We start from the raw sequence: 18,554 nt of genomic DNA, 5'->3' as shown, positions 1-18,554 counted from the left end.
AGAGCGAGGGAAAAGCGGAGCGGGAGCGGGGGGAGGACGGGCGGTCCCGACCGGGCCGGTCGCCGTCGGTGCCCAGCTTTTGGAAGTGGCACAACTGCCAATTGGCAGTTCTGCAAACTTCACATGACGAGCTGACGACGACTTCGCGCTCGGCTTGAGCGGCCGCTCCGGGCGTGATTCCGTACGACCAAGGCCGCTGGCGGCAGACGAGTTGACGAGGAGCGAGCAGGATGCAGGGGCAGGGGACGGACACCGCGGCGGAGCCCGGACTGCGCGACCGCAAACGCGCGCGGACCAGGCAGGCGATCCGTACGGCGGGGCTCGACCTCTTCGAGGAGCAGGGCTTCGAGAGCACCACGGTGGACCAGATCTGCCGGCGCGCGGACGTCGCCCACCGCACCTTCTTCCGGTACTACGAGTGCAAGGAGGCCCTGCTCTTCGGCATGGACTTCGGGCTCGCGGTCCTGGACGCCTTCGCCGCCGCCCCGTCCGGACTCGGCATCTGGGAGGCCTTCGAGCACGCCGGGGCCACCACCGACGGGCAGCTGGAGGAGCCGGCCGAGCACACCGCGCGGCGCCGGGCGCTGCGGCGCCGGTTCATCGGCATCCGCAGTGTGCACGACTTCGCGCTGATCATGATCGACACGTTCTCGCAGCGGGCGGCGGCGATCGCGGCCGACCGGCTGGGCGTGGACGTGGCCGCCGACCTGCGGCCGCACGCCCTGGCGGCGCTGCTGGCGGGGATGACCCGGCGGCACGTCGTCGACGGCGAGGAGGGGCGGCCGCTGGCGGACTGGGCGGTGGCCTTCCGGCAGTTGCTCGGGCCGCTCGCGGGGCCGGAGCCGGAACCGGAGCCGACGGCCGTGCCGTCCGGGCCCGCCGTGCCGTCCGGACCCGCCGGGTGAGCGCGCCCGGCTACCGGGCGGGCCCCGACCCGCCCGCGCCGTCCGCCCCGCCGGGCTCGCGGTAGTGCAGCACGAACCGCGCGCTGCTGCCGTCGATCCGCCGCCGCACGTACAGCGCGGGCGTGCCGTCCGGCGTGCAGCTGACACCCTCGCGGACCAGCAGCGGCGTGCCCGGCGGCACCCCGAGCAGCTCCGCGTCCGTGAGGTCCGCGCCGATCGCGCCGAACGCCCGCCAGTCGTACTCCAGCTCCACCCCGGCCGCCCCGGCCAGGGCGAGCACCATGTTCCCCGGCCGTCCCGGCCGCAGCAGTTCGGCCGGCAGCGGCCGGGTCGGCACCCAGTAGCTGTTCGCCACCCGGGGCCGGCCGCCGATCCGGATCACCGTGTCCACCCGGGACAACTCCCCGACGGTGCAGACCAGTTGCCGGGCCGCCTCGCCGTCCTCGGCGGAGCCGCCGACGGCCGGGGCCGCCACCACGGCCTCGCCGTCGCCCTCGACGGTGCCCGTCGCCCCCTCCGGCAGGGGGGTGTCCAGCGGCAGGGCGCGGTGGACGCTGCCGAGGTCGAACCGCTGGCTGCGCGGGTCGACCGTGATCGAGACCCGCACCGCCGGCGGGCGCACGAAGGTCCCCACACCCCGGCGGATCTCCAGCACCGCGGCCCGCTCCAGCTCCGCCACCGCCTGCCGGACGGTCAGCCGGTTGACGCCGAAGTCGGCGCTCAGCTCCGGCTCGCTGGGCAGCCGGGAGCCCGCCGGGTACGTCCCGGCGTCGATGCGCTCCTGGAGCTGCCGGGCCAGCCGGCGGTACAGCGGGGTGTCGCTTCGGTGCGTTGCCACGCGCCCGATCCTACGGAGCCGCGGGGCGGCTTCCGTCCGGGGTTGTCCGGAAGTTCACCCCGGCGCCGCTTGCCCCGACGCCGACCGGCCAGGTAGACATCTAGACGTCTAGATGTCTCGCCGCACTGTGACCCTCCCCCTGGCTTTCCCCCTTCCCCCGACCGACCCCCACCACCGAGAGGCCCCCACCATGACCCTGGTCAACTTCCGCGACCCCGCCACCCTCGCCGACCCCGCCGGCCGCTGGATCCGCCCCGGCGCCCTCTACCGCTCCGCCCAGCCGTTCCCCCACGACAACGCCGACATCTCCGCCCAGCTGCGCACCGCCGGCGTCCGCACGATCGTCGACCTGCGCGGCGACGCCGAGGTCCGGGACAACGACTGGGCCGTGTCGGCGGCCGACGGCGTCGAGGTGGTCGCCGCCCGCATCCAGCCCACCAACGGCGAGCTGGCGGCGGCCATGCGGCAGATGACCACCGACGCCGACCTCGGCGCCTTCTACCTGCTGATGGCCGAGTCCGCCCCCGAGGCCGTCAAGCTCGCCGTCGAGGCCGCCGCCCGCCCCGGCGGCGTGCTGCTGCACTGCGCCGCCGGCAAGGACCGAACCGGCCTGCTCACCGCCCTGCTGCTCGACCTGCTCGGCGTGCCCGCCGAGGAGATCGTCGCCGACTACGCCCGCACCGGCGCCGCGCTGACCCAGATCTTCGAGGGCCTGGCCGAGCGCAACCGGGCCGCGCTGAACGACTACGAGAACGGCACCCTGACCGTCCCCCGCCCGCTGCTGGAGGCCCCGGCCGGCGCGATGGCGGCCTTCCTGGAGCTGGTCGGAAGCCGCTACGGCGGCACCGAGGGCTTCCTCGCCCACTGCGGCGTGGACGCCGGGACCGTCGCCGCCTTCCGCGCCAAGGCCGCCGCCGGGGTGACCGCATGAGCGCCGCGAGCCGCCCGCAGCCGCTGCGCCACACCGACGGCACGCCGTTCCGCGACCTCAACCACAACGGCACCATGGAGCCCTACGAGGACCCGCGGCTGCCCGTCGAGGAGCGCGTCGAGGACCTCCTGGCCCGGATGACCCTGCCGGAGAAGGCCGCCCTGATGCTCCACGGCCGGATGCTCCCCGGCAACCAGGGCCCCTTCCCCTCCGGCGAGCACCTCGTCACCGAACACGGCCTCACCGCCTTCGCCATGATGGCCGTCCCCGACGCCCGCGCCATGGCCGAGTGGAACAACCACGTCCAGGACCTCGCCGCCGCCGCCCGCCTCGGCATCCCGGTCACCCTCGCCTCCGACCCCCGGCACGGCTTCACCGCCAACCCGGCCACCGCCTTCACCGGCGGCGGCTTCTCCACCGGCCCCGAGCCGATCGGGCTGGCCGCCACCGACGACCCGGAACTCGTCGAGCGCTACGCCGCCCTGATCGGCCGCGAACTGCGGGCCGTCGGCATCCGGATCGCCATCCACCCGATGGCCGACCTCGCCACCGAACCGCGCTGGGCCCGGATCAGCGGCACCTTCGGCGAGGACCCGGACCGCGCCTCCCGGATCATCGCCGCCTACATCCGCGGCCTCCAGGGCGGGCCGATCGGCCCCGACAGCGTCGCCTGCATGACCAAGCACTTCCCCGGCGGCGGCCCGCAGTTCAAGGGCGAGGACTCGCACTTCGCGGCCGGCCGCCGGCTGGTCTACCCGGGCGGCGCGCTCGACCGGCACCTGCGCCCCTTCGAGGCCGCGTTCGAGGCCGGCACCGCCCAGATCATGCCCGCCTACGCGATCCCCTCCGGCAGCGGGCTGGCCGAGGTCGGCGCCAACTTCAACCACGACGTCATCACCGGACTGCTGCGCGGGAAGTACGGCTTCGACGGCGTGGTCTGCACCGACTTCAACGCCATCACCGGCATGGACGTCCCCGGCATCGTCAGCCTGCCGCCGCGCCACTGGGGCGTCGAGGAGCTGTCCGTGCCGGAGCAGGTGGCGCTGACCCTGCACGCCGGGGCCGACCAGCTCGGCGGCGAGACCGACCCGGAGCTGATCCTCGGCGTGGTCCGCTCCGGCGCCGTCACCGAGGCACGCATCGACGAGTCCGTCCGCCGCATCCTGCGCGACAAGTTCCGCCTCGGCCTGTTCGACGACCCGTACGTGGACGTCGAGGCCGCCGTCGCCCTGGTCGGCACACCCGAGGGCCGCGCACTGGGCCGCGAGCTCCAGTCCCGCTCCCTGGTCCACCTGTCCGGCCGCCCGCTCACCGGCACCCGCCTCTACGTCGAGGGCGTCGACCCGGCCGTGGCCGCCCGCTACGGCACCGTCGTCGACCGGCCCGAGGACGCCGACCTCGCGGTCCTCCGCCTCGCCACGCCCTACGAGAAGCGCGAAGGACTGCTGGAGCAGGCCTTCCACTCCGGCTCGCTGGAGTTCGAACCGGCCGAGGCGGCCCGGCTGGCGGAGCTGGCCCGGACACTGCCCACGGCGCTCGTCGCCCAGCTGGAGCGCCCCGCCGTCCTCACCCCGCTGGCCCCCCACGCGGCCCTGCTGGTGGGCGAGTTCGGCGCCGCCGACGACATCGTCCTGGACGCCGTCCTCGGCCGCACCCCGATGACCGGCACCCTCCCCTTCGACCTCCCCCGCTCCGACGCGGCCGTCGACGCCGCCCGCGAGGACGTCCCCTTCGACACCGCCGCCCCACTGTTCCGCTACGGCCACCCGACCGCCCCACGCAGCGACGCCCACCCGGCCTGAGGCACACCCGGCCCGCCCCCGACCAGGAGGTGCGGAGCAGGAAGTCGGCCGGACCGACTTCCTGCTCCGCACCTCCTGTTGCAGGCCATCGCCCTCGGCCCGCACTGGAGCCGCCGGCTGGAGGTCGCGGGCCCCGGGCCCGCGACCTCGGCGAAAACCGCTCGCTCCGCTTGCCGGGCCGCTGGCAGAGTCGGACGCCATGCAGCACCAGTGCGAGATCCGGGCCGACTTCGACGCCACCACCATCACCCTCTACCAGGCGTACGCCCCCGCCGTCGCCGAACCCGCGCTTGCCGCACAGCGGTTCGTGCCGCCGTTCTCATTCGGTCGGACGACCTGGATCAAGCCCTCGTTCGCCTGGCTGATGCACCGCAGCAACTGGGCGCGCAAGCCCGGCCAGGAACGCGTGCTCGCCGTCCGGATCACCCGTGCCGGCTGGGAGGAGGCCCTGCGCCGCGCCGTCCTGACCACCGCCGACCCGGCGGAGCTCGCCCGCGCCGAGGTGCACGTCCAGTGGGATCCGGAGCGTTCGCTGCGGGGCGCCGCGCTCAACCACTACAGCATCCAGGTGGGCGTGGGCCGGAGCCTGATCCGGACCTTCGCCGAGGAGTGGATCACCGGCATCACCGACCTCACCCCGCGGGTCCGGAGGATCGCCGACCTCGTCCGGGGCGGCCGGGCGGACCGGGCCCAGCGCCTCCTCCCGCCCGAGCGTTTGTACCCACTGCCCGCCCCGATCGCGGCCCGGTTGGGCATGGACGGCTGACCCGGCACACCCCGTCCGGCGGTGCCGTCGTGTCAGGCCCCGGCCGGGACCGGTGAGTCGAAGACCTCGGGCGGGCCGTAGTCGCTGAACGCCATCGTGACCAGGAGCGCCGTCCCGTCCGCGGTCCAGCGCTTCTCGGCGTAGCGGGTGCGGCCGCCGGCGTCGACCCACTGGTCGAGGTCGATGCCCGTGGCACCCTCGGACTCCACGTCGGCGCGCGCCCGCGCGGAGACCTGGCCCAGCCGGTCGAGGTCCAGATGGCCGGCGAGGTGGTGGACGAGGACGCCGTCGCGGGTCTCCACGCCCTTGCGGGCCTCCGGGCCGAGGGAGAGCAGCACCGGGGCGTAGCCCGTGAGGTCGAACTCCGAGGCGTGGACGAGGGGCAGCGACATCCTGGTCCAGCTGCCGGTCGGGCCGCCGACGCGGTGGTACTCGGCGTCGGCGGTGATGACGATCTCCCTCGTGCTGCTGCCGACGCGGCGTTCCTGCCGGCCGGTGAAGAGGGTGTTGAAGTTCTGCCGTGCGGTGATGTTCATGAACACCTCCCCGCCGGTCTCGATCGTCGACCGGACCGAGACGGCGTACGGCTCCTTGCCCGCCTTCGCCACGGCCGCGGCCGGGTCGACCTCGGGCCTCGCGGTGGACGTGGCGACCGGGGCGGCTGCGGTCGACGGGCCGGAGGCGGCCGACGGGTTCCCGCCGGTGCAGCCCGTGAGCAGCAGCAGCCCGGCAACGGCGGCGGCAGTGGTGAGGACGTCGGCAGGGCGGACGGATCGGCGCATAGGGGCGGTGACTCCGAGAGTTGTCGACGGGTCAGCCGGAACCGTGGACCCACGTGCCCCAAGGACCCTCCGGATACGAATGTTTCAAGCCATCCGGATCTTATACGGCTAACAACCCCTTCGGCCCTGCCCCCGACGAGCCGTCCGGTGAACGGCGGCGGTCCGCGCTGTCATGGCGCTGGGCAGCCCACGCCCCATGGGAAGGCAGGAACATGAGGAGATTCACGTACACGGTCACCGGACCGGCACTGGCGCTCGCGGCCTCGGCGGTCCTCCTGGCCGCAGGCGGTACGGCCCGCGCGGAGTCCGCCTACGACCAGATCACCATGCTGAAGCAGGAGAAGACCCAGTGGTGCTGGTCGGCCTCCGGGCTCACCATCGCCAAGTTCCAGGGATACGGCACCACCCAGGCGGACTTCTGCAAGCGCGCCTCGTCGTACGCCGGCGGTCCCAGCTGCGACAACCAGCCCGCCAGGCTGGAGGACATGGCCAACGCCTGGTACAGCCTGGGCATGGCCAAGCCCGGTACCGGTCTCACTCGCCCGGCGTCGTTCGCCGAGGTCACCACCGACGTCAAGGCCGCCCGGCCGATCGGCGCCCGGATCGGCTGGAAGACCGGCGGGGGGCACATGAACGTCGTCTACGGCTTCGACACCTCCAACAACACCGTCGCGGTCGGCGACCCGTGGCCGGACACCACCACCTACACGTGGTGGAACTACGCCGACTACGTCAACAACAGCTCGTTCCAGTGGACCCACTCCCGTACCGGCATCTCCGGCTAGACCGAGAAGACAGAGAAGGAGGACGACACATGCGTGACCGAGCTGTCCCCGTCGGCCGGAAGGCCGTCCGGCTCACCCCGCTCGCCCGGCTGCCGCTCGCCCTGGTGCTGGGCGCTACCGTGCTGCTGTCCGCCGCCGGTCCGGCCCGGGCCGTCGACATCCCCGACTACCAGGCCGCCCTGGACGTGGTGCGGTCGGCCGGCGTCCACGACGCCGTCTGCCGCTTCCTCGCCACCCCGCTGCCCGGGGCCGGTTCCGACACCGGTTCCGACACCGTGGTGACGGTCCCCGACACGCCGGACCCGTGCGCCGGCCTGCCCGCGTTCACGCTCAACGACCCGCTCGCGGTGCACGAGATCACCCCGGACTTCGTCGCGGGCACCGCACTGCCGGTCCCCACCTCGGCGGTCAGGCTCAGCCACCTGGTCTCCTCGCTCGGCGGCGCCGTCAACGACCGCACCGCCACCGTGCTGCTCGCCCCGTCCGAGGGCGGCGGCTGGCACCTCGCGGGGGTGCGGGACGGCGACAGCGACGCCGGGTACGCGGGCAGCGCGACGCCCGGCTCCCTGGTCTTCACCGAACCGCAGATCCGCGGCTGGTACCGGCTGACGCTCACCACCGTGGAGCCGCTCAACGACCCGGCCAGGGCCGGGCTCGACGGCAAGTCCGCGATGTCGCTGGCCGACTACCAGCAGGTGGTCAAGGCCCGGTACGCGGACAAGCTGCCCGGCTCCGATTACGACACCCGGGGCATGTCCAGCGGCTACGGGCCGGACGGCCGGGCGGCCGAACCGTCCGACCGCACGCCCCTGCTCGCGGGCGGCTCGATCGCGGCCCTCGCGCTCGCGGGCGGCGCCGCCGCTCTCGGCCGGCTCCGGCGCCGCCGCCGCGGCACGGTCTGAGCACTGCCCGCCGCCCCGTCCTGAGTCGGGCCCAGGGGGACTTTGCAAAGTCTCGTCGGACTTTGCAAAGTCCCCCTCTAGGCTTCGAGGGCCTTGCCGTACATCGACGAGGTGCGCCGGACCGTCATCCCCAACCGCTCGTACAGCGGCAGCGCGCCGGTCTCCGAGTGCGTCCACAGGGTGCACCGCTCCCGGCCGTACCGGTGGAACGCGCCGAACACCTCACCGAGCAGCAGCCGGGCGATCCCCCGGTGCCGGTGGTCGCGGCGGACGGCCAGCCGCTCGACGTGCCCCTCACCGCAGTCCGGCAGGTCCAGGGCCAGCGCCGCGCCGACCATGTCCCCGCCGGCGAAGGCCACCCGGGAGAGCGCGGGCACGAACGAGTCGTGCCCGACCGTCCGCAGCGCCCACTCCTCGTACGGACTGCGCCGCACCTGCCACTCGTCGAACGCGTCCTCGGTCACCCGGTGCGCCGTCCGCTCGTCGCCCGGCCGGAACGGCCGCACGGAGATCCCCGACGGCGGCGCGGCCGCCACCGGAGCGGCGGGCAGCGCGATCCCCAGCTGCCACTGGGAGACGAACGGCAGGTAGCCGCGCGAGCGCAGCAGCCGCACGGCGGCCCGGTCGCCGTCCTCCACGGCCTGCGCCAGCCGCTCCCCGCCCGCCCGCCGGGCCCGGTCCTCGGTCCAGTCCAGCAGCCACCCGCCCAACCCGGCGCCCCGGTGGCCGGGGTGGACGTCCACCCGGCTCCGCCGTCCGCCGCGCACCCATGCCCAGCCGGCCACCTCGCCGCGGCCGTCCCGCACCAGCAGGGCGTCCCGGGCGGGGTCGAGGCCGGGGTGCGCGAGGTCGGCGGCGACCTCGCCCGGCCCGCTCTCGGTACGGCCGAGCAGGTCGCGCTCGCAGGCGGCGACCAGCCGGGCGACGGCGGGGGCGTCGGCGACCGCCGCCGGGGCGGACCGGTAGCGGGCGGGGAGCGGCGGGAGTCCGGCGAGGTCGGTCACGTGTCCTGACTCTGCGCCACCCGAGCCGCTCCTGTCGACCGGATTCGGCGGACCGGATCAGGCGGACCGGATCCGGACGGAGCTTCGGCCCCGGGGACGGGAGAGGGGCCGCCTCCTGGCACGATCGCAGGATCGGAGGCGGCCCCGGCACCGGTCCCGGACCACGCCGCTGACTGGGCATCGACCGCGTGGCTCGGACCGGTCACGAACCATCCGACAACCTCAACCGCACGTGAGGTCAAGCCCCGCCGTCGAAAGGGGCCGGTCCCGCCGCCCGCGCGCGACGACCCAGGGCGGCTCGGGGCGGCTCAGCACGGCTCAGGAGGACGTCCGCAGCTCCCGGATCCGGGTGATCCGGCCGCGGGCGTCCACGACCAGGTCGTAGGTGTCGCCGTAGCAGGCGTAGGGGGGTTCGGGCTCGCCGCCGGACAGGCAGGTGTCGAGGTGGTCCAGGAGGACGGGCAGCTGGACCTCCTTGGCCGGCTCGTCGTGCGGGAGGTCGACCAGGGTGGCGGTGGCGTGTGCGGCCAGGGCGAGTTCGACCGGTTCGGCGTCGCTGGGACAGCCGGGCGGCGCCGGGCGGACGCTCAGCCGGCCGTCGCGGACCTCGAGGACCTGGACCACCCGGCGCCCGGCCCCGGTCTCGCAGGCGGCGGGGGAGACGGCGGGGGAGGCGAGGTCGAGGTCGGCCCCGGCCCCGGGGGACGCCCAGTACTCCTCGGTGTCCGGGTACCCGTCCTCCCCGGCGTCGTCGATGTCGTCGGGGTCCCGGGCGTCGCCGACCTCGTCCGAGGACATTGCCAGCGTCGGGTCCTCGTCGATCGGGGTGCAGGCGGCGAGGCCGGTGGTGACGGCGCAGCTGAGCAGCACGGCGAGGAGGAGGCGGCGGGGCGCGGTCATGGGATGAGTCTTCCAGGAACGTGACCGGACGAGACACCCGCGTACACGTGGAATCCGTCCGACCGGTTCCGCTTCACCGCCGCCACCGCCCCGGAACACTTTGCAAAGTCCCGGCAGCACTTTGCAAAGTGCTGCCGGAGGGCGCTCCCGCCCCACCCTTTCCGCCGGCCACCGCCCCCCACCACCGACCCCCACTGTTTCCGCCCCGGACGCACGACCGCCCCCGCCGGGCGTGCGGGCCCGGCGGGGGCGGAGGACAGGGGGCGGAGGACAGGGGGGGGGACACGGCGGCGGACGGGGAGCCCGGAAGCCCGGCAGCAGGGGAGCCCGGGACTACGCGGCCACCGGGTGCAGCGGGTCGTAGGCCCGCCGCGCCCGCTCCTGCGCCTGCGGCCCGGCCCGCAGGTGGTCCAGGCCGAGCAGGACGGCGCCCAGCACCGGCGGCGCGACGACGACCCGGGGCTCGGCGAGCGGCGCCACCCGCGCCAGGCGCGCGGTCAGGTTGTCCAGCAGCAGCGACTGCCGGGCGGCCAGCACTCCGCCGCCGAGCACCACCGGGGTCGGCGTGTCCAGCAGGTCGAGGCGGCGCAGCGCGACCAGCGCGAGCCGGGTGATCTCGTCGGCCTGCCGGTCGATCAGCTCCAGCGCCGCCCCGTCGCCCTCCCCGGCGACGGCGAACAGCACCCGCACGATCTCGTGCAGCCGGGCGAACGGCAGGTGCCCGAGGTGGACGGCCTCGGCGACGGCGACGGCGCTGGGCAGGCCGAAGTGCTCGGCGATCGCGGGCGCCAGCGCGGTCGGCCCGCCGCGCCCGTCCTCCGCGCGGACGGCGTGCCACATGCTGCTGACGGCCAGACCGGCGCCGCCGCCCCAGTCGCCGGTGAGCTCGCCGAGGGCGGGGAAGCGGGCGGTGCGGCCGTCCGGCAGCAGTCCGACGCAGTTGATGCCGGCGCCGCAGACGACGGCGACCCCGCGCGGGCCGTCGGTGCCGGCCCGCAGCAGGCCGAAGGTGTCGTTGACCACGGTGTTGCTGACGCCCCAGGGGTGGGACTCCAGGGCCACCCGCAGCGCCTCCTCCTCGACCGGGAGGTCGGCGTTGGCCAGGCAGGCGCTGACGTGGCTGGTCAGCGGGCCGGTCCAGCCGGTCAGCCCGGCGGCCGCGGCGGCCTCCTCGACCAGCGGGGCGAGGCCGGCCACGGCGGCGGCGCCACCGGTCTTCTGCGGTGTGAAGCCGCCGCCCCGGGCGGAGCCGAGGACACGGCCGTCGGCGCCGACGAGGGCGACGTCGGTCTTGGAGTTGCCGGCGTCGATGGCGAGGACGCCTGGCAGGTGTGGTTCGGGCTGGTGGGTCATCGGGTCCCCGCGGCTCGTCGTACGTGGCCCGGCCGGGGGTCTTTCCCGGCCGGGGATGGCTTCTCCTCCCGGCGTCCGCCGGGCGCCGGCCGCCGCGCCGCCGGTGGCCCGGCCCGCACTCCCCCCACGGGGTGCGGGCCGCGGGACCGGCGGCCCGGTCCGGCGCCGGGACGGGACCGGCGCGGAGGCCGGGCGGGTCAGGCCCAGGCGAGGTGCTCGCGGTTGTGGGCGAGCAGCCGGTCCGTGAGCCGGTCGGCGAGGTCGATCTGGCCGACCAGCGGGTGGGCGAGCAGTGCGTCGAAGACCCGGTCGCGACCGCCGCGCAGGGCGGCGTCCAGGGCCAGGTGCTCGTAGGAGGTGACGGCGGCGACCAGGCCGGCGTACAGCGGCTCCAGCGGGCGCTGCGGCAGCGGGCGCACGCCCGCCGCGTCGACCTCGGCCGGCACCTCGATCACGGCGTCGTCGGGCAGGAACGGCAGCACCCCGTCGTTGCGGGTGTTCACCACCTGCACCGAGGTCCCGCCGCCGGTGCCGAGCAGGGCGGCGATGAGCTGCACCGCCGCCTCGGAGTAGAACGCGCCGCCGCGCCGGTCGAGCAGCTCCGGCTTGGTGTCGAGGGCCGGGTCGGCGTACAGCTCCAGCAGCTGCCGCTCGATCTCGGCGACCTCGGCGGCCCGGGAGCCCTTGACCTTCAGCTCCTCCACCACCAGGTCGTGCTGGTAGAAGTACCGCAGGTAGTAGGACGGCACGACGCCGAGCCGCTCGACCACCCGCTGCGGCAGCCGGATGTCGTCGGCGATCTCCTTGCCGAAACCGGCCAGCAGTTCCGGCAGCACCTCCCGGCCGCCGGCCGCGCCGGGCGCGTCCAGCAGGGTGACGCCGCGCTCCCAGCTGAGGTGGTTGAGGCCGACGTGGTCGAGCCGGACCAGCTCCGGGTCGACCCCGAGGTGCTTGGCGAAGCGGCGCTGGAAGCCGATCGCCACGTTGCACAGGCCGACGGCCTTGTGGCCGGCCTCCCGCAGGGCGCGGGTGACGATGCCGACCGGGTTGGTGAAGTCGACGATCCAGGCGTCCGGGTTGGCGCGGCGGACCTTCTCGGCGATGTCGAGCACCACCGGGACGGTGCGCAGCGCCTTGGCGAGGCCGCCCGCGCCGGTGGTCTCCTGGCCGACGCAGCCGCACTCCAGCGGCCAGGTCTCGTCCTGGTTGCGGGCGGCCTGTCCGCCGACCCGCAGCTGCAGCAGCACCGCGTCGGCGTCCGCGACGCCGGCCTCGATGTCGGTGGTCGTGGTGACGACCGCGCCGTGGCCCTGCTTGGCGAAGATCCGCCGGGCCAGTCCGCCGATCAGCTCCAGCCGGTCGGCGGCCGGGTCGACGAGGACGAGTTCGCCGATCGGCAGGGTGTCGCGGAGCCTGGCGAAGCCGTCGATCAGCTCCGGGGTGTACGTAGAACCGCCGCCGATGATGGCCAGCTTGAGTGCGGACATCAGCCCTTGACCCCTGTCAGTGTCACGCCTTCGATGAAGGCCTTCTGTGCGAAGAAGAAGAGGACGATCACCGGGGCCATCACCAGCAGGGTGGCGGCCATGGTGAGGTTCCAGTTGGTGTGGTGGGCGCCCTTGAAGGACTCCAGTCCGTAGGAGAGGGTCCAGGCGTCGTGGTTGCTGCTGGCGTAGATCTGCGGGCCGAAGTAGTCGTTCCAGCAGTAGAAGAACTGGAACAGCGCGACGGCGGCGATGGCCGGCTTGGCCATCGGCAGCACCACCCGCAGCAGGGTGCGCAGTTCGCCGCAGCCGTCGATCCGGGCCGCCTCGATGTACTCCTTGGGGATGGTCAGCAGGAACTGCCGCAGCAGGAAGATCGAGAAGGCGTCGCCGAAGGCCATCGGGATGATCAGCGGCCAGAGCGAGCCGCCGAGGCCCAGCTGCTTCGCCCAGAACAGGTACATCGGGATGATGGTGACCTGCGGCGGCAGCATCATCATCGAGATGACCGCCATCATCGCCAGGTTGCGGCCGCGGAAGCGGAACTTCGCGAGGGCGTAGGCGACCGGCAGGCTGGAGACGACGGTCAGCACGGTGCCGGCGAGCGCGTAGAGCAGGGTGTTGCGCCACCAGGTGAGGAAGCCGGGGGTGTTCCAGACCTTGCCGTAGTTGCCCCAGTTCCAGGAGGTGGGCCAGTAGTCGGTGGTGAGTGCCTGGCTGTCGGTCATCACCGAGGTGAGGAAGACGAAGACGAACGGCAGCAGGAAGAACAGGCCGGCGGCGATCGCCAGCGAGTGGACGGCCACCCAGTTGAGCAGCGCGCGCCGGCGGGCGACCCGCTCGGCGGCGGTGACGGGGCCGCGGGCGACGCCCCGGCCGGTCCGCTTCCCGGGGGCCTCGGAGGGGAGGGTCGAGCTGAGAGTCATGATCGTGTCCTCACTGGGCCGCTAGTCGTCGCTGGCCATGAAGCCGGACTTGCGGCGCATCAGCACCGAGGTCACGGCCATCGAGATGACGAACAGCACCAGGGCCACGACGCACGCCGCGCCGTAGTTGAAGCGCTGGAAGCCGAGGTTGTAGACCATCTGCGGCAGGGTCCAGGTGGAGCCGTTCGGGTAGCCGGGCTCGAACTGCTGGCCGGAGTTGCCCGCGTTGCCGGCGGCGACCCTTCCGGCGACGAAGGCCTGCGTGTAGTACTGCATGGTCTGGATGACGCCGGTGACCACCGCGAACATGATGATCGGCGAGATGTTCGGCAGGGTGACGTAGCGGAACCGCTGGAACGGGCCGGCCCCGTCGAGCTCGGCGGCCTCGTACTGCTCCTTCGGGACGTCCAGCAGGGACGCCATGAAGATGACCATCAGGTCGCCGACGCCCCACATGGCGAGCAGGGTGAGGGCGGGCTTCGACCAGTTCGGGTCGGCGAACCAGCCGGGCTGCGGCAGCCCGATCTCGCCGAGGAAGTGGTTCACCGGGCCGGTGCCGGGGTTGAGCAGGAAGGCGAAGGCGACGGTGGCGGCCACCGGCGGGGCCAGGTACGGCAGGTAGAAGGCGGTCCGGAAGAAGCCGACCCCGGACTTGATCTTGGTGATCAGCATCCCGATGCCGAGACCGAACGCCACCCGCAGGCTCACCATGACGACGACCAGCCACAGGGTGTTGCGCAGGCCCTGCCAGAACGCGGGGAGGTCGTTGAAGACGTAGTCCCAGTTCTTCAGGCCGGTGAAGGTCGGCGAGCCGAAGCCGTTGTACTTGGTGAACGAGAAGTAGATCGTCGAGATCAGCGGGTACAGGAAGAAGACGCTGAAGCCGATCAGCCAGGGGGAGAGGAAGGCGAGGGTGCGGGCCGCCGGGGCGGTCGCTCCGGCCCCCTTGCGGGTGGCGGACGCGAGTGACATGGGAGCTCCGAGGACGGGCCGGGCGCGCGGGGTACGCGCTACTTGGCCTGGGCGATGGCGGCGTCGATCTCCTTGGCGGTGGCGCTGAGGCCTGCCGTGAGGTCGGTCTGCTTGCCGGACTCGTAGTCGTAGCCGAGGTTCTGCACGGAGACCAGGTAGCCGCCGCCGTTGACCACGGCCGGCGTGGTGCCGGAGCTGGCGTGCTTGGCGATGTTCACGAAGGTCTTGAAGTTCTCGTCGGCGACCAGCTTCGGCGACTCCAGCGCGGCGAAGGTGCTCGGCACGTTGTGGATCGCGTTGGCGAAGGAGACGACCGCGTCGGTGTCGGTGGTCAGGAACTTCACGAACTCCCAGGCGGCGGCCTGCTTCTTGCTGGTGCTGGCGATGCCGACGATGGTGCCGGTCTGGTAGCCGCGGCCGTAGGTGTCCTGCTGGTCGTCCGGCACCGGGAACGGGGCGGTGGCCCACTCGAAGTCCGGCTTGTCGGTGGCGAGCGAGGCGGTGCGCCACTCGCCGTCGATGGCCATCGCGACCTGGCCGGTGTGGAACGGGTTCTTGGCGCTGAACTCCTCGCCGAAGGTGGCGCGGTACTTCTCCAGCTTGTCGAAGCCGCCGAGCTTGTCGACCATGCTCTTCTGCCACTTCATCATCGCGGCGACCTTCGGGTCGGTGGCGACGGTGGACTTGCCGGCGGGGTCGAAGTAGGTGGGGCCGTACTGGCCGAGGAAGTGCTCGGTGGTCGACTCGTAGCCGTGGTAGAGCGGCATGAAGCCGAGCTGCTTGTAGCCGTCGCCCTCGGGGACGGTGAGCTTGTTGGCGACCTCGGCGAACTCGCTGAAGGTCTTCGGCGGGTTGGTGATGCCCGCGTCGGCGAAGGCCTTCTTGTTGTAGTACAGGCCGAAGGCGTCGCCGAGCAGCGGCAGGGAGCACTGGTTGCCCTGGAACTGCGTGTAGTTGAGCATCGCGGCCGGGAAGGTCTTGGCGGCGTCGATGCCGTCCTTGGCCAGCAGCGGCTTGAGGTCGACGAAGGCCTTGGTCGAACAGAACATGCCGACGTTGTTGGTGGTGAAGGAGGACACCACGTCGGGGGCGTCGTCGCCGCCGGCCCGCAGGGACTGGTTGACCTTGTCGTCGGCGATGTTGCCGACGGCCTTGACGTGGATGTTCGGGTGGGCCTTCTCGAAGGCGGCGATGTTGTCGTTGATCGCCTTCACCTCGGAGTCCTGGCTCCAGCCGTGCCAGAAGGTGATCGTGACGTCCTTGCCACTGGCCGAGTCGTCGCTGCCGCCGCCGTCGCTGCTGCCGGTGCAGGCGGTGGCGAGCAGGGCGAGGACGGCGCTGCCGGTGACGGCGGCGAGGGTCCGGCGGCTTCTGCGGGCGGGGGAGGTGGTGGATTGCACTTCGAGGTCCTCCTGGGGGTGCCGCGGGCAGGCGTCATTGCCTCGGGTCCCGCGTTCGGGATGGGGAGAGGTGGGTGCAGGGTCGGGCGGTGCAGGCGGTGCGTCGGGCTGTACGTCGGGCCTGGGGCGGTGCGTCGGGCCGTGCGGCGGGCGTCAGTGGGTCGAGAAGACCGCCTCGCGGGCGGCGGCCAGCGCGCGGGCCAGTGCGCCGATCAGGACGGGCGAGCCGGTCAGCGTGCTGCCCCGGACCTCGGGCCGGGCGGGCGAGATCCTGGCCAGCTCCTCCTCGACCAGGGCCCGCAGCCGTTCGCCACCGGTGGTCGGGACCCCGCCGGAGAGCACCACCAGCCGGGGGTCGACGACGGCGACGATCACGGCCAGGCCGACGGCCAGCCGGGCGGCCAGTTCGGTGAGGAAGGCGTCCCCCGCGCCGGGGGTGGCGAGGGCCCGGGCGACCGCCTCCTCGGCGGTCGGCGCGGCGATCCCGTGCTCCTTGGCCAGGGCCCGGACGGCGGGGGCGCCGACCAGTTCCTGGAACCCGCCGGAGTTGCGCCGGCGGACGTCCCGGACCGGCGAGCCGGGCACCGGCATGTAGCCGACCTCCCCGGCGCCGCCGGTGAAGCCGCGGTGCAGCCGGCCGGCGATCACGATCGCGGCGCCGGTGCCCTCGCCCGCCCACAGCAGCACGAAGTCCTCGAAGCCGCCGGCCGCGCCGGAGGACTGCTCCGCGACGGCGGCGAGGTTCACGTCGTTCTCGATCGTCACCGGCGCGCCGATCGCCTCGGCCAGCCCCTCGACCAGCCGGGGCGCGTGCCAGCCGGGCAGGTGCGAGGCGTACCGCAGCTTGCCGGTGACCGGGTCGGGCGCGCCGCCGACGCCGATCACCACGGTGTGCAGCGCGTCCTCGGCGAGCCCGGCGGCGCGGACCGCCCCGGCGACCGCGTCGGCCACCCGGGGCACGGTCGCGGCGGCCTGCCAGCCCTTGGTGGGGACGACGTGCTCGGAGAGGGTGGTGCCGCTGATGTCGGCGACCGCGACCCGGACCTGGCTGTTGGTGACGTCCAGCCCGGCGACGTATCCGGCGGCGGGATTCACTTGGTACAGCTGCGCGTTGGGCCCCGGTCCGCCGGCCGTGGTGCCCACCGGCAGCACCAGCCCGGCCGCTTCCAGCCGCGCCAGCAGCTGGGAGGCGGTCGGCTTGGAGAGCCCGGTGAGGGTACCGATCTGGGTGCGGGAGAGCGGGCCGTTCGCCAGCAGCAGTTCGAGCGCGGCGCGGTCGTTGATGGCCCGCAGCAGGCTGGGGGTGCCCGCGAGGGGGGTCTTGGTGTGGCTTCTGGTCACGTGACGATCCTCCTCCTCGGGGCGGCCGGGTTTCCGGTCGGGCCAGCGGCGAACTGTTAGGAAACTTTCCAGTCGCTTGGGACAGGACCGTACGGGCCCCGTCAGCGGAGTGTCAATGGCCCTTCGCACGGAGGATGCCGACTCGTTACCGGACCGCCCCCGAACGGTCCGGAGCCCCGCCCCCGAGTGGCTCGGGGGCGGGGCTCCGCAGGGGTGTCGGACCGGCGTCAGGGGGTCCTGGTGGGGTCGGCCGGAGGGGACTGCGGCAGCGGTATCGGGGTCGCCGCCTTGTAGCCCGCCGAGGTCGGGTCGGCCAGGGCGGACGGCGGGGCCGGGTCGGTGCCCGGGGCCGGGGCCGCGGCGGTGCTCAGGACCATCGCGGCGGCCGTCCCGGCGGCCGCGCCCGCGGCGGCGGCGGGGGTGACCTCCTCCTTGACCTTGATCCCGGCCTCGTCGAAGACCTGCTTGAGCCGCTGGCGCAGCGCCCGCCCCACGCTCAGCGACTTGCCGGGGGCGGTCCGCGCCTCGACCCGCAGCACCACCGAGTCCGCCGCGACCGACTCCACGCCCAGCACCGAGAACGGCGCCCAGACCAGCTCGTCGAACGGCGACTCCTTGGCCAGCGCCTCCGCGGTGTCCTTGATCAGCGCCTCGACCCGCTCCAGGTCCTCCTTGTAGCCGACCTGGACGTCCACCGAGGCGGTCGACCAGCCCTGGCTCATGTTGGCGATGCGCTTCACCTCGCCGTTGCGGATGTACCAGATCTCGCCGCCCGCGCCGCGCAGCTTGGTCACCCGCAGGCCGACCTCCAGCACCGTGCCGGTGGCCACCCCGGTGTCGATCTCGTCGCCGACGCCGTACTGGTCCTCCATGATCATGAAGACCCCGGAGAGGAAGTCGGTGACCAGGTTGCGGGCGCCGAAACCGATCGCCACACCGGCCACACCGGCGCTCGCCAGCAGCGGCGCCAGGTTCACCCCGAGCGCGGACAGCACCATCAGCGCCGCCGTGCCCAGGATCGAGAAGGACGCGACGCTGCGCAGCACCGAGCCGATCGCCTCGGCCCGCTGCTGGCGCCGCTCGGGGTTGACCACCCCGGTGTTGGCCAGCAGCCCGCCCAGCCGGCTGGGCTCGTCCTCGTTCTCGCCCGGCCGCACCATCCGCGTTATCAGCTGGGTGATCACCTTGCGCACCATCGCCCGCAGCACCAGGGCCAGCACGATGATGAAGACGATCCGGACGCCGCTCGCCAGCCAGTCCTGCCAGTGCGAGTCGAACCAGCTGGCGGCCTGCCGGGTGGTGTCGGAGACCTCCTGGGCGCTGGTCGGGATTCTGAGGTCCGGCAACTCCGGGGCCGTGGGAGTCGGGGACGGCGCGGGCGTCGAGGCCGGCGTCGTCGTGGACGCGTCGGCGAGGAGGCCGGCGGCACCGGAGCGGAACACGTGCGGGACCTTCCTGCAGGG

The 18,554-nt window shown here is 73.6% G+C and carries 17 protein-coding genes; 6 read left to right on the top strand and 11 right to left on the bottom strand.

The window, feature by feature from the left end:
* Positions 1–230: 230 nt before the first annotated feature.
* Positions 231–905 carry a TetR family transcriptional regulator gene (locus IF01_RS44130; protein ID WP_051741087.1) on the top strand — a complete coding sequence of 225 codons (675 nt, stop codon included), beginning with the start codon at positions 231–233 and terminating at the stop codon, positions 903–905.
* 10 nt (positions 906–915) lie between these two features.
* On the opposite strand, the gene IF01_RS44125 is transcribed toward IF01_RS44130, so the two are convergent.
* Positions 916–1,743 carry a GntR family transcriptional regulator gene (locus tag IF01_RS44125; RefSeq protein ID WP_030395030.1) on the bottom strand — a complete coding sequence of 276 codons (828 nt, stop codon included), beginning with the start codon at positions 1,741–1,743 and terminating at the stop codon, positions 916–918.
* Positions 1,744–1,933: 190 nt separating this feature from the next.
* Between IF01_RS44125 and IF01_RS0121085 the strand changes: the two genes are divergently transcribed.
* The 3 genes from IF01_RS0121085 to IF01_RS0121075 all read left to right on the top strand — a co-directional run bounded on the left by IF01_RS0121085 (position 1,934) and on the right by IF01_RS0121075 (position 5,242).
* Positions 1,934–2,674, top strand: a complete 741-nt coding sequence (locus tag IF01_RS0121085; RefSeq protein WP_051755792.1) for a tyrosine-protein phosphatase — start codon at positions 1,934–1,936, stop codon at positions 2,672–2,674.
* Positions 2,671–4,476, top strand: coding sequence for a glycoside hydrolase family 3 protein (locus IF01_RS0121080; protein WP_030395028.1), 1,806 nt, complete (start codon positions 2,671–2,673; stop codon positions 4,474–4,476). The genes IF01_RS0121085 and IF01_RS0121080 overlap by 4 nt, the downstream gene beginning before the upstream one ends.
* Positions 4,477–4,675: 199 nt before the next feature.
* The gene (locus IF01_RS0121075) at positions 4,676–5,242 is read left to right on the top strand and encodes a DUF4291 domain-containing protein (RefSeq protein WP_030395027.1); all 567 of its coding nucleotides are present in this window, start codon (positions 4,676–4,678) and stop codon (positions 5,240–5,242) included.
* 32 nt (positions 5,243–5,274) lie between these two features.
* Here IF01_RS0121075 and IF01_RS0121070 read toward each other — a convergent pair whose 3' ends face one another.
* Complete coding sequence (locus IF01_RS0121070) at positions 5,275–6,024, bottom strand: hypothetical protein (RefSeq protein ID WP_030395026.1); 750 nt, start codon at positions 6,022–6,024, stop codon at positions 5,275–5,277.
* A 212-nt stretch (positions 6,025–6,236) separates the two neighbouring features.
* On the opposite strand from IF01_RS0121070, the gene IF01_RS0121065 reads away from it, so the two are divergent.
* Together IF01_RS0121065 and IF01_RS0121060 are read left to right on the top strand one after the other, a co-directional pair.
* A complete protein-coding gene (locus IF01_RS0121065) occupies positions 6,237–6,809 on the top strand; it encodes a C39 family peptidase (protein ID WP_030395025.1) in 573 nt (190 codons plus the stop codon).
* Positions 6,810–6,838: 29 nt separating this feature from the next.
* Positions 6,839–7,711 carry a hypothetical protein gene (locus IF01_RS0121060; protein WP_030395024.1) on the top strand — a complete coding sequence of 291 codons (873 nt, stop codon included), beginning with the start codon at positions 6,839–6,841 and terminating at the stop codon, positions 7,709–7,711.
* 77 nt (positions 7,712–7,788) lie between these two features.
* Here the strand turns inward: IF01_RS0121060 and IF01_RS0121055 are convergent, their stop codons facing one another.
* The 9 genes from IF01_RS0121055 to IF01_RS0121015 form a co-directional block, all read right to left on the bottom strand.
* Positions 7,789–8,715: a GNAT family N-acetyltransferase gene (locus tag IF01_RS0121055; RefSeq protein ID WP_030395023.1), complete on the bottom strand. Its 927-nt coding sequence runs from the start codon at positions 8,713–8,715 to the stop codon at positions 7,789–7,791.
* A 318-nt stretch (positions 8,716–9,033) separates the two neighbouring features.
* Complete coding sequence (locus tag IF01_RS0121050) at positions 9,034–9,615, bottom strand: hypothetical protein (RefSeq protein ID WP_030395022.1); 582 nt, start codon at positions 9,613–9,615, stop codon at positions 9,034–9,036.
* A 333-nt stretch (positions 9,616–9,948) separates the two neighbouring features.
* On the bottom strand, positions 9,949–10,968 hold the full coding sequence (locus IF01_RS0121045; RefSeq protein ID WP_030395021.1) for an N-acetylglucosamine kinase: 1,020 nt from the start codon (positions 10,966–10,968) through the stop codon (positions 9,949–9,951).
* 197 nt (positions 10,969–11,165) lie between these two features.
* Complete coding sequence (locus IF01_RS0121040; protein WP_030395020.1) at positions 11,166–12,455, bottom strand: 6-phospho-beta-glucosidase; 1,290 nt, start codon at positions 12,453–12,455, stop codon at positions 11,166–11,168.
* A complete protein-coding gene (locus IF01_RS0121035; RefSeq protein WP_030395019.1) occupies positions 12,455–13,378 on the bottom strand; it encodes a carbohydrate ABC transporter permease in 924 nt (307 codons plus the stop codon). The genes IF01_RS0121040 and IF01_RS0121035 overlap by 1 nt, the downstream gene beginning before the upstream one ends.
* A 21-nt stretch (positions 13,379–13,399) precedes the next feature.
* A complete protein-coding gene (locus IF01_RS0121030; RefSeq protein ID WP_030395018.1) occupies positions 13,400–14,350 on the bottom strand; it encodes a carbohydrate ABC transporter permease in 951 nt (316 codons plus the stop codon).
* 38 nt (positions 14,351–14,388) lie between these two features.
* Positions 14,389–15,750, bottom strand: coding sequence for an ABC transporter substrate-binding protein (locus IF01_RS0121025; protein WP_030395017.1), 1,362 nt, complete (start codon positions 15,748–15,750; stop codon positions 14,389–14,391).
* A 153-nt stretch (positions 15,751–15,903) separates the two neighbouring features.
* Positions 15,904–17,091 (bottom strand): ROK family transcriptional regulator, encoded by a 1,188-nt coding sequence (locus IF01_RS0121020; protein WP_030395016.1) that lies wholly within the window; start codon positions 17,089–17,091, stop codon positions 15,904–15,906.
* Positions 17,092–17,318: 227 nt separating this feature from the next.
* On the bottom strand, positions 17,319–18,533 hold the full coding sequence (locus IF01_RS0121015; RefSeq protein ID WP_078880150.1) for a mechanosensitive ion channel family protein: 1,215 nt from the start codon (positions 18,531–18,533) through the stop codon (positions 17,319–17,321).
* Positions 18,534–18,554: the final 21 nt, after the last annotated feature.

Origin of the sequence: Kitasatospora purpeofusca, from assembly GCF_000718025.1 — a bacterium.
GTDB lineage: Bacteria > Actinomycetota > Actinomycetes > Streptomycetales > Streptomycetaceae > Kitasatospora > Kitasatospora purpeofusca.
This window is presented reverse-complemented; position numbering and strand designations above follow the sequence as displayed.

Excerpts from the sequence above, each read along its gene's own strand:
- IF01_RS0121065 (WP_030395025.1), top strand. The coding sequence starts at position 6,237 with ATGAGGAGATTCACGTACACGGTCACCGGACCGGCACTGGCGCTCGCG.
- IF01_RS0121060 (WP_030395024.1), top strand. The coding sequence starts at position 6,839 with ATGCGTGACCGAGCTGTCCCCGTCGGCCGGAAGGCCGTCCGGCTCACC.
- IF01_RS0121030 (WP_030395018.1), bottom strand. The coding sequence starts at position 14,350 with ATGTCACTCGCGTCCGCCACCCGCAAGGGGGCCGGAGCGACCGCCCCG.
- IF01_RS0121080 (WP_030395028.1), top strand. The coding sequence starts at position 2,671 with ATGAGCGCCGCGAGCCGCCCGCAGCCGCTGCGCCACACCGACGGCACG.
- IF01_RS0121070 (WP_030395026.1), bottom strand. The coding sequence starts at position 6,024 with ATGCGCCGATCCGTCCGCCCTGCCGACGTCCTCACCACTGCCGCCGCC.
- IF01_RS0121035 (WP_030395019.1), bottom strand. The coding sequence starts at position 13,378 with ATGACTCTCAGCTCGACCCTCCCCTCCGAGGCCCCCGGGAAGCGGACC.
- IF01_RS44130 (WP_051741087.1), top strand. The coding sequence starts at position 231 with ATGCAGGGGCAGGGGACGGACACCGCGGCGGAGCCCGGACTGCGCGAC.
- IF01_RS0121085 (WP_051755792.1), top strand. The coding sequence starts at position 1,934 with ATGACCCTGGTCAACTTCCGCGACCCCGCCACCCTCGCCGACCCCGCC.
- IF01_RS0121050 (WP_030395022.1), bottom strand. The coding sequence starts at position 9,615 with ATGACCGCGCCCCGCCGCCTCCTCCTCGCCGTGCTGCTCAGCTGCGCC.
- IF01_RS0121075 (WP_030395027.1), top strand. The coding sequence starts at position 4,676 with ATGCAGCACCAGTGCGAGATCCGGGCCGACTTCGACGCCACCACCATC.
- IF01_RS0121040 (WP_030395020.1), bottom strand. The coding sequence starts at position 12,455 with ATGTCCGCACTCAAGCTGGCCATCATCGGCGGCGGTTCTACGTACACC.
- IF01_RS0121045 (WP_030395021.1), bottom strand. The coding sequence starts at position 10,968 with ATGACCCACCAGCCCGAACCACACCTGCCAGGCGTCCTCGCCATCGAC.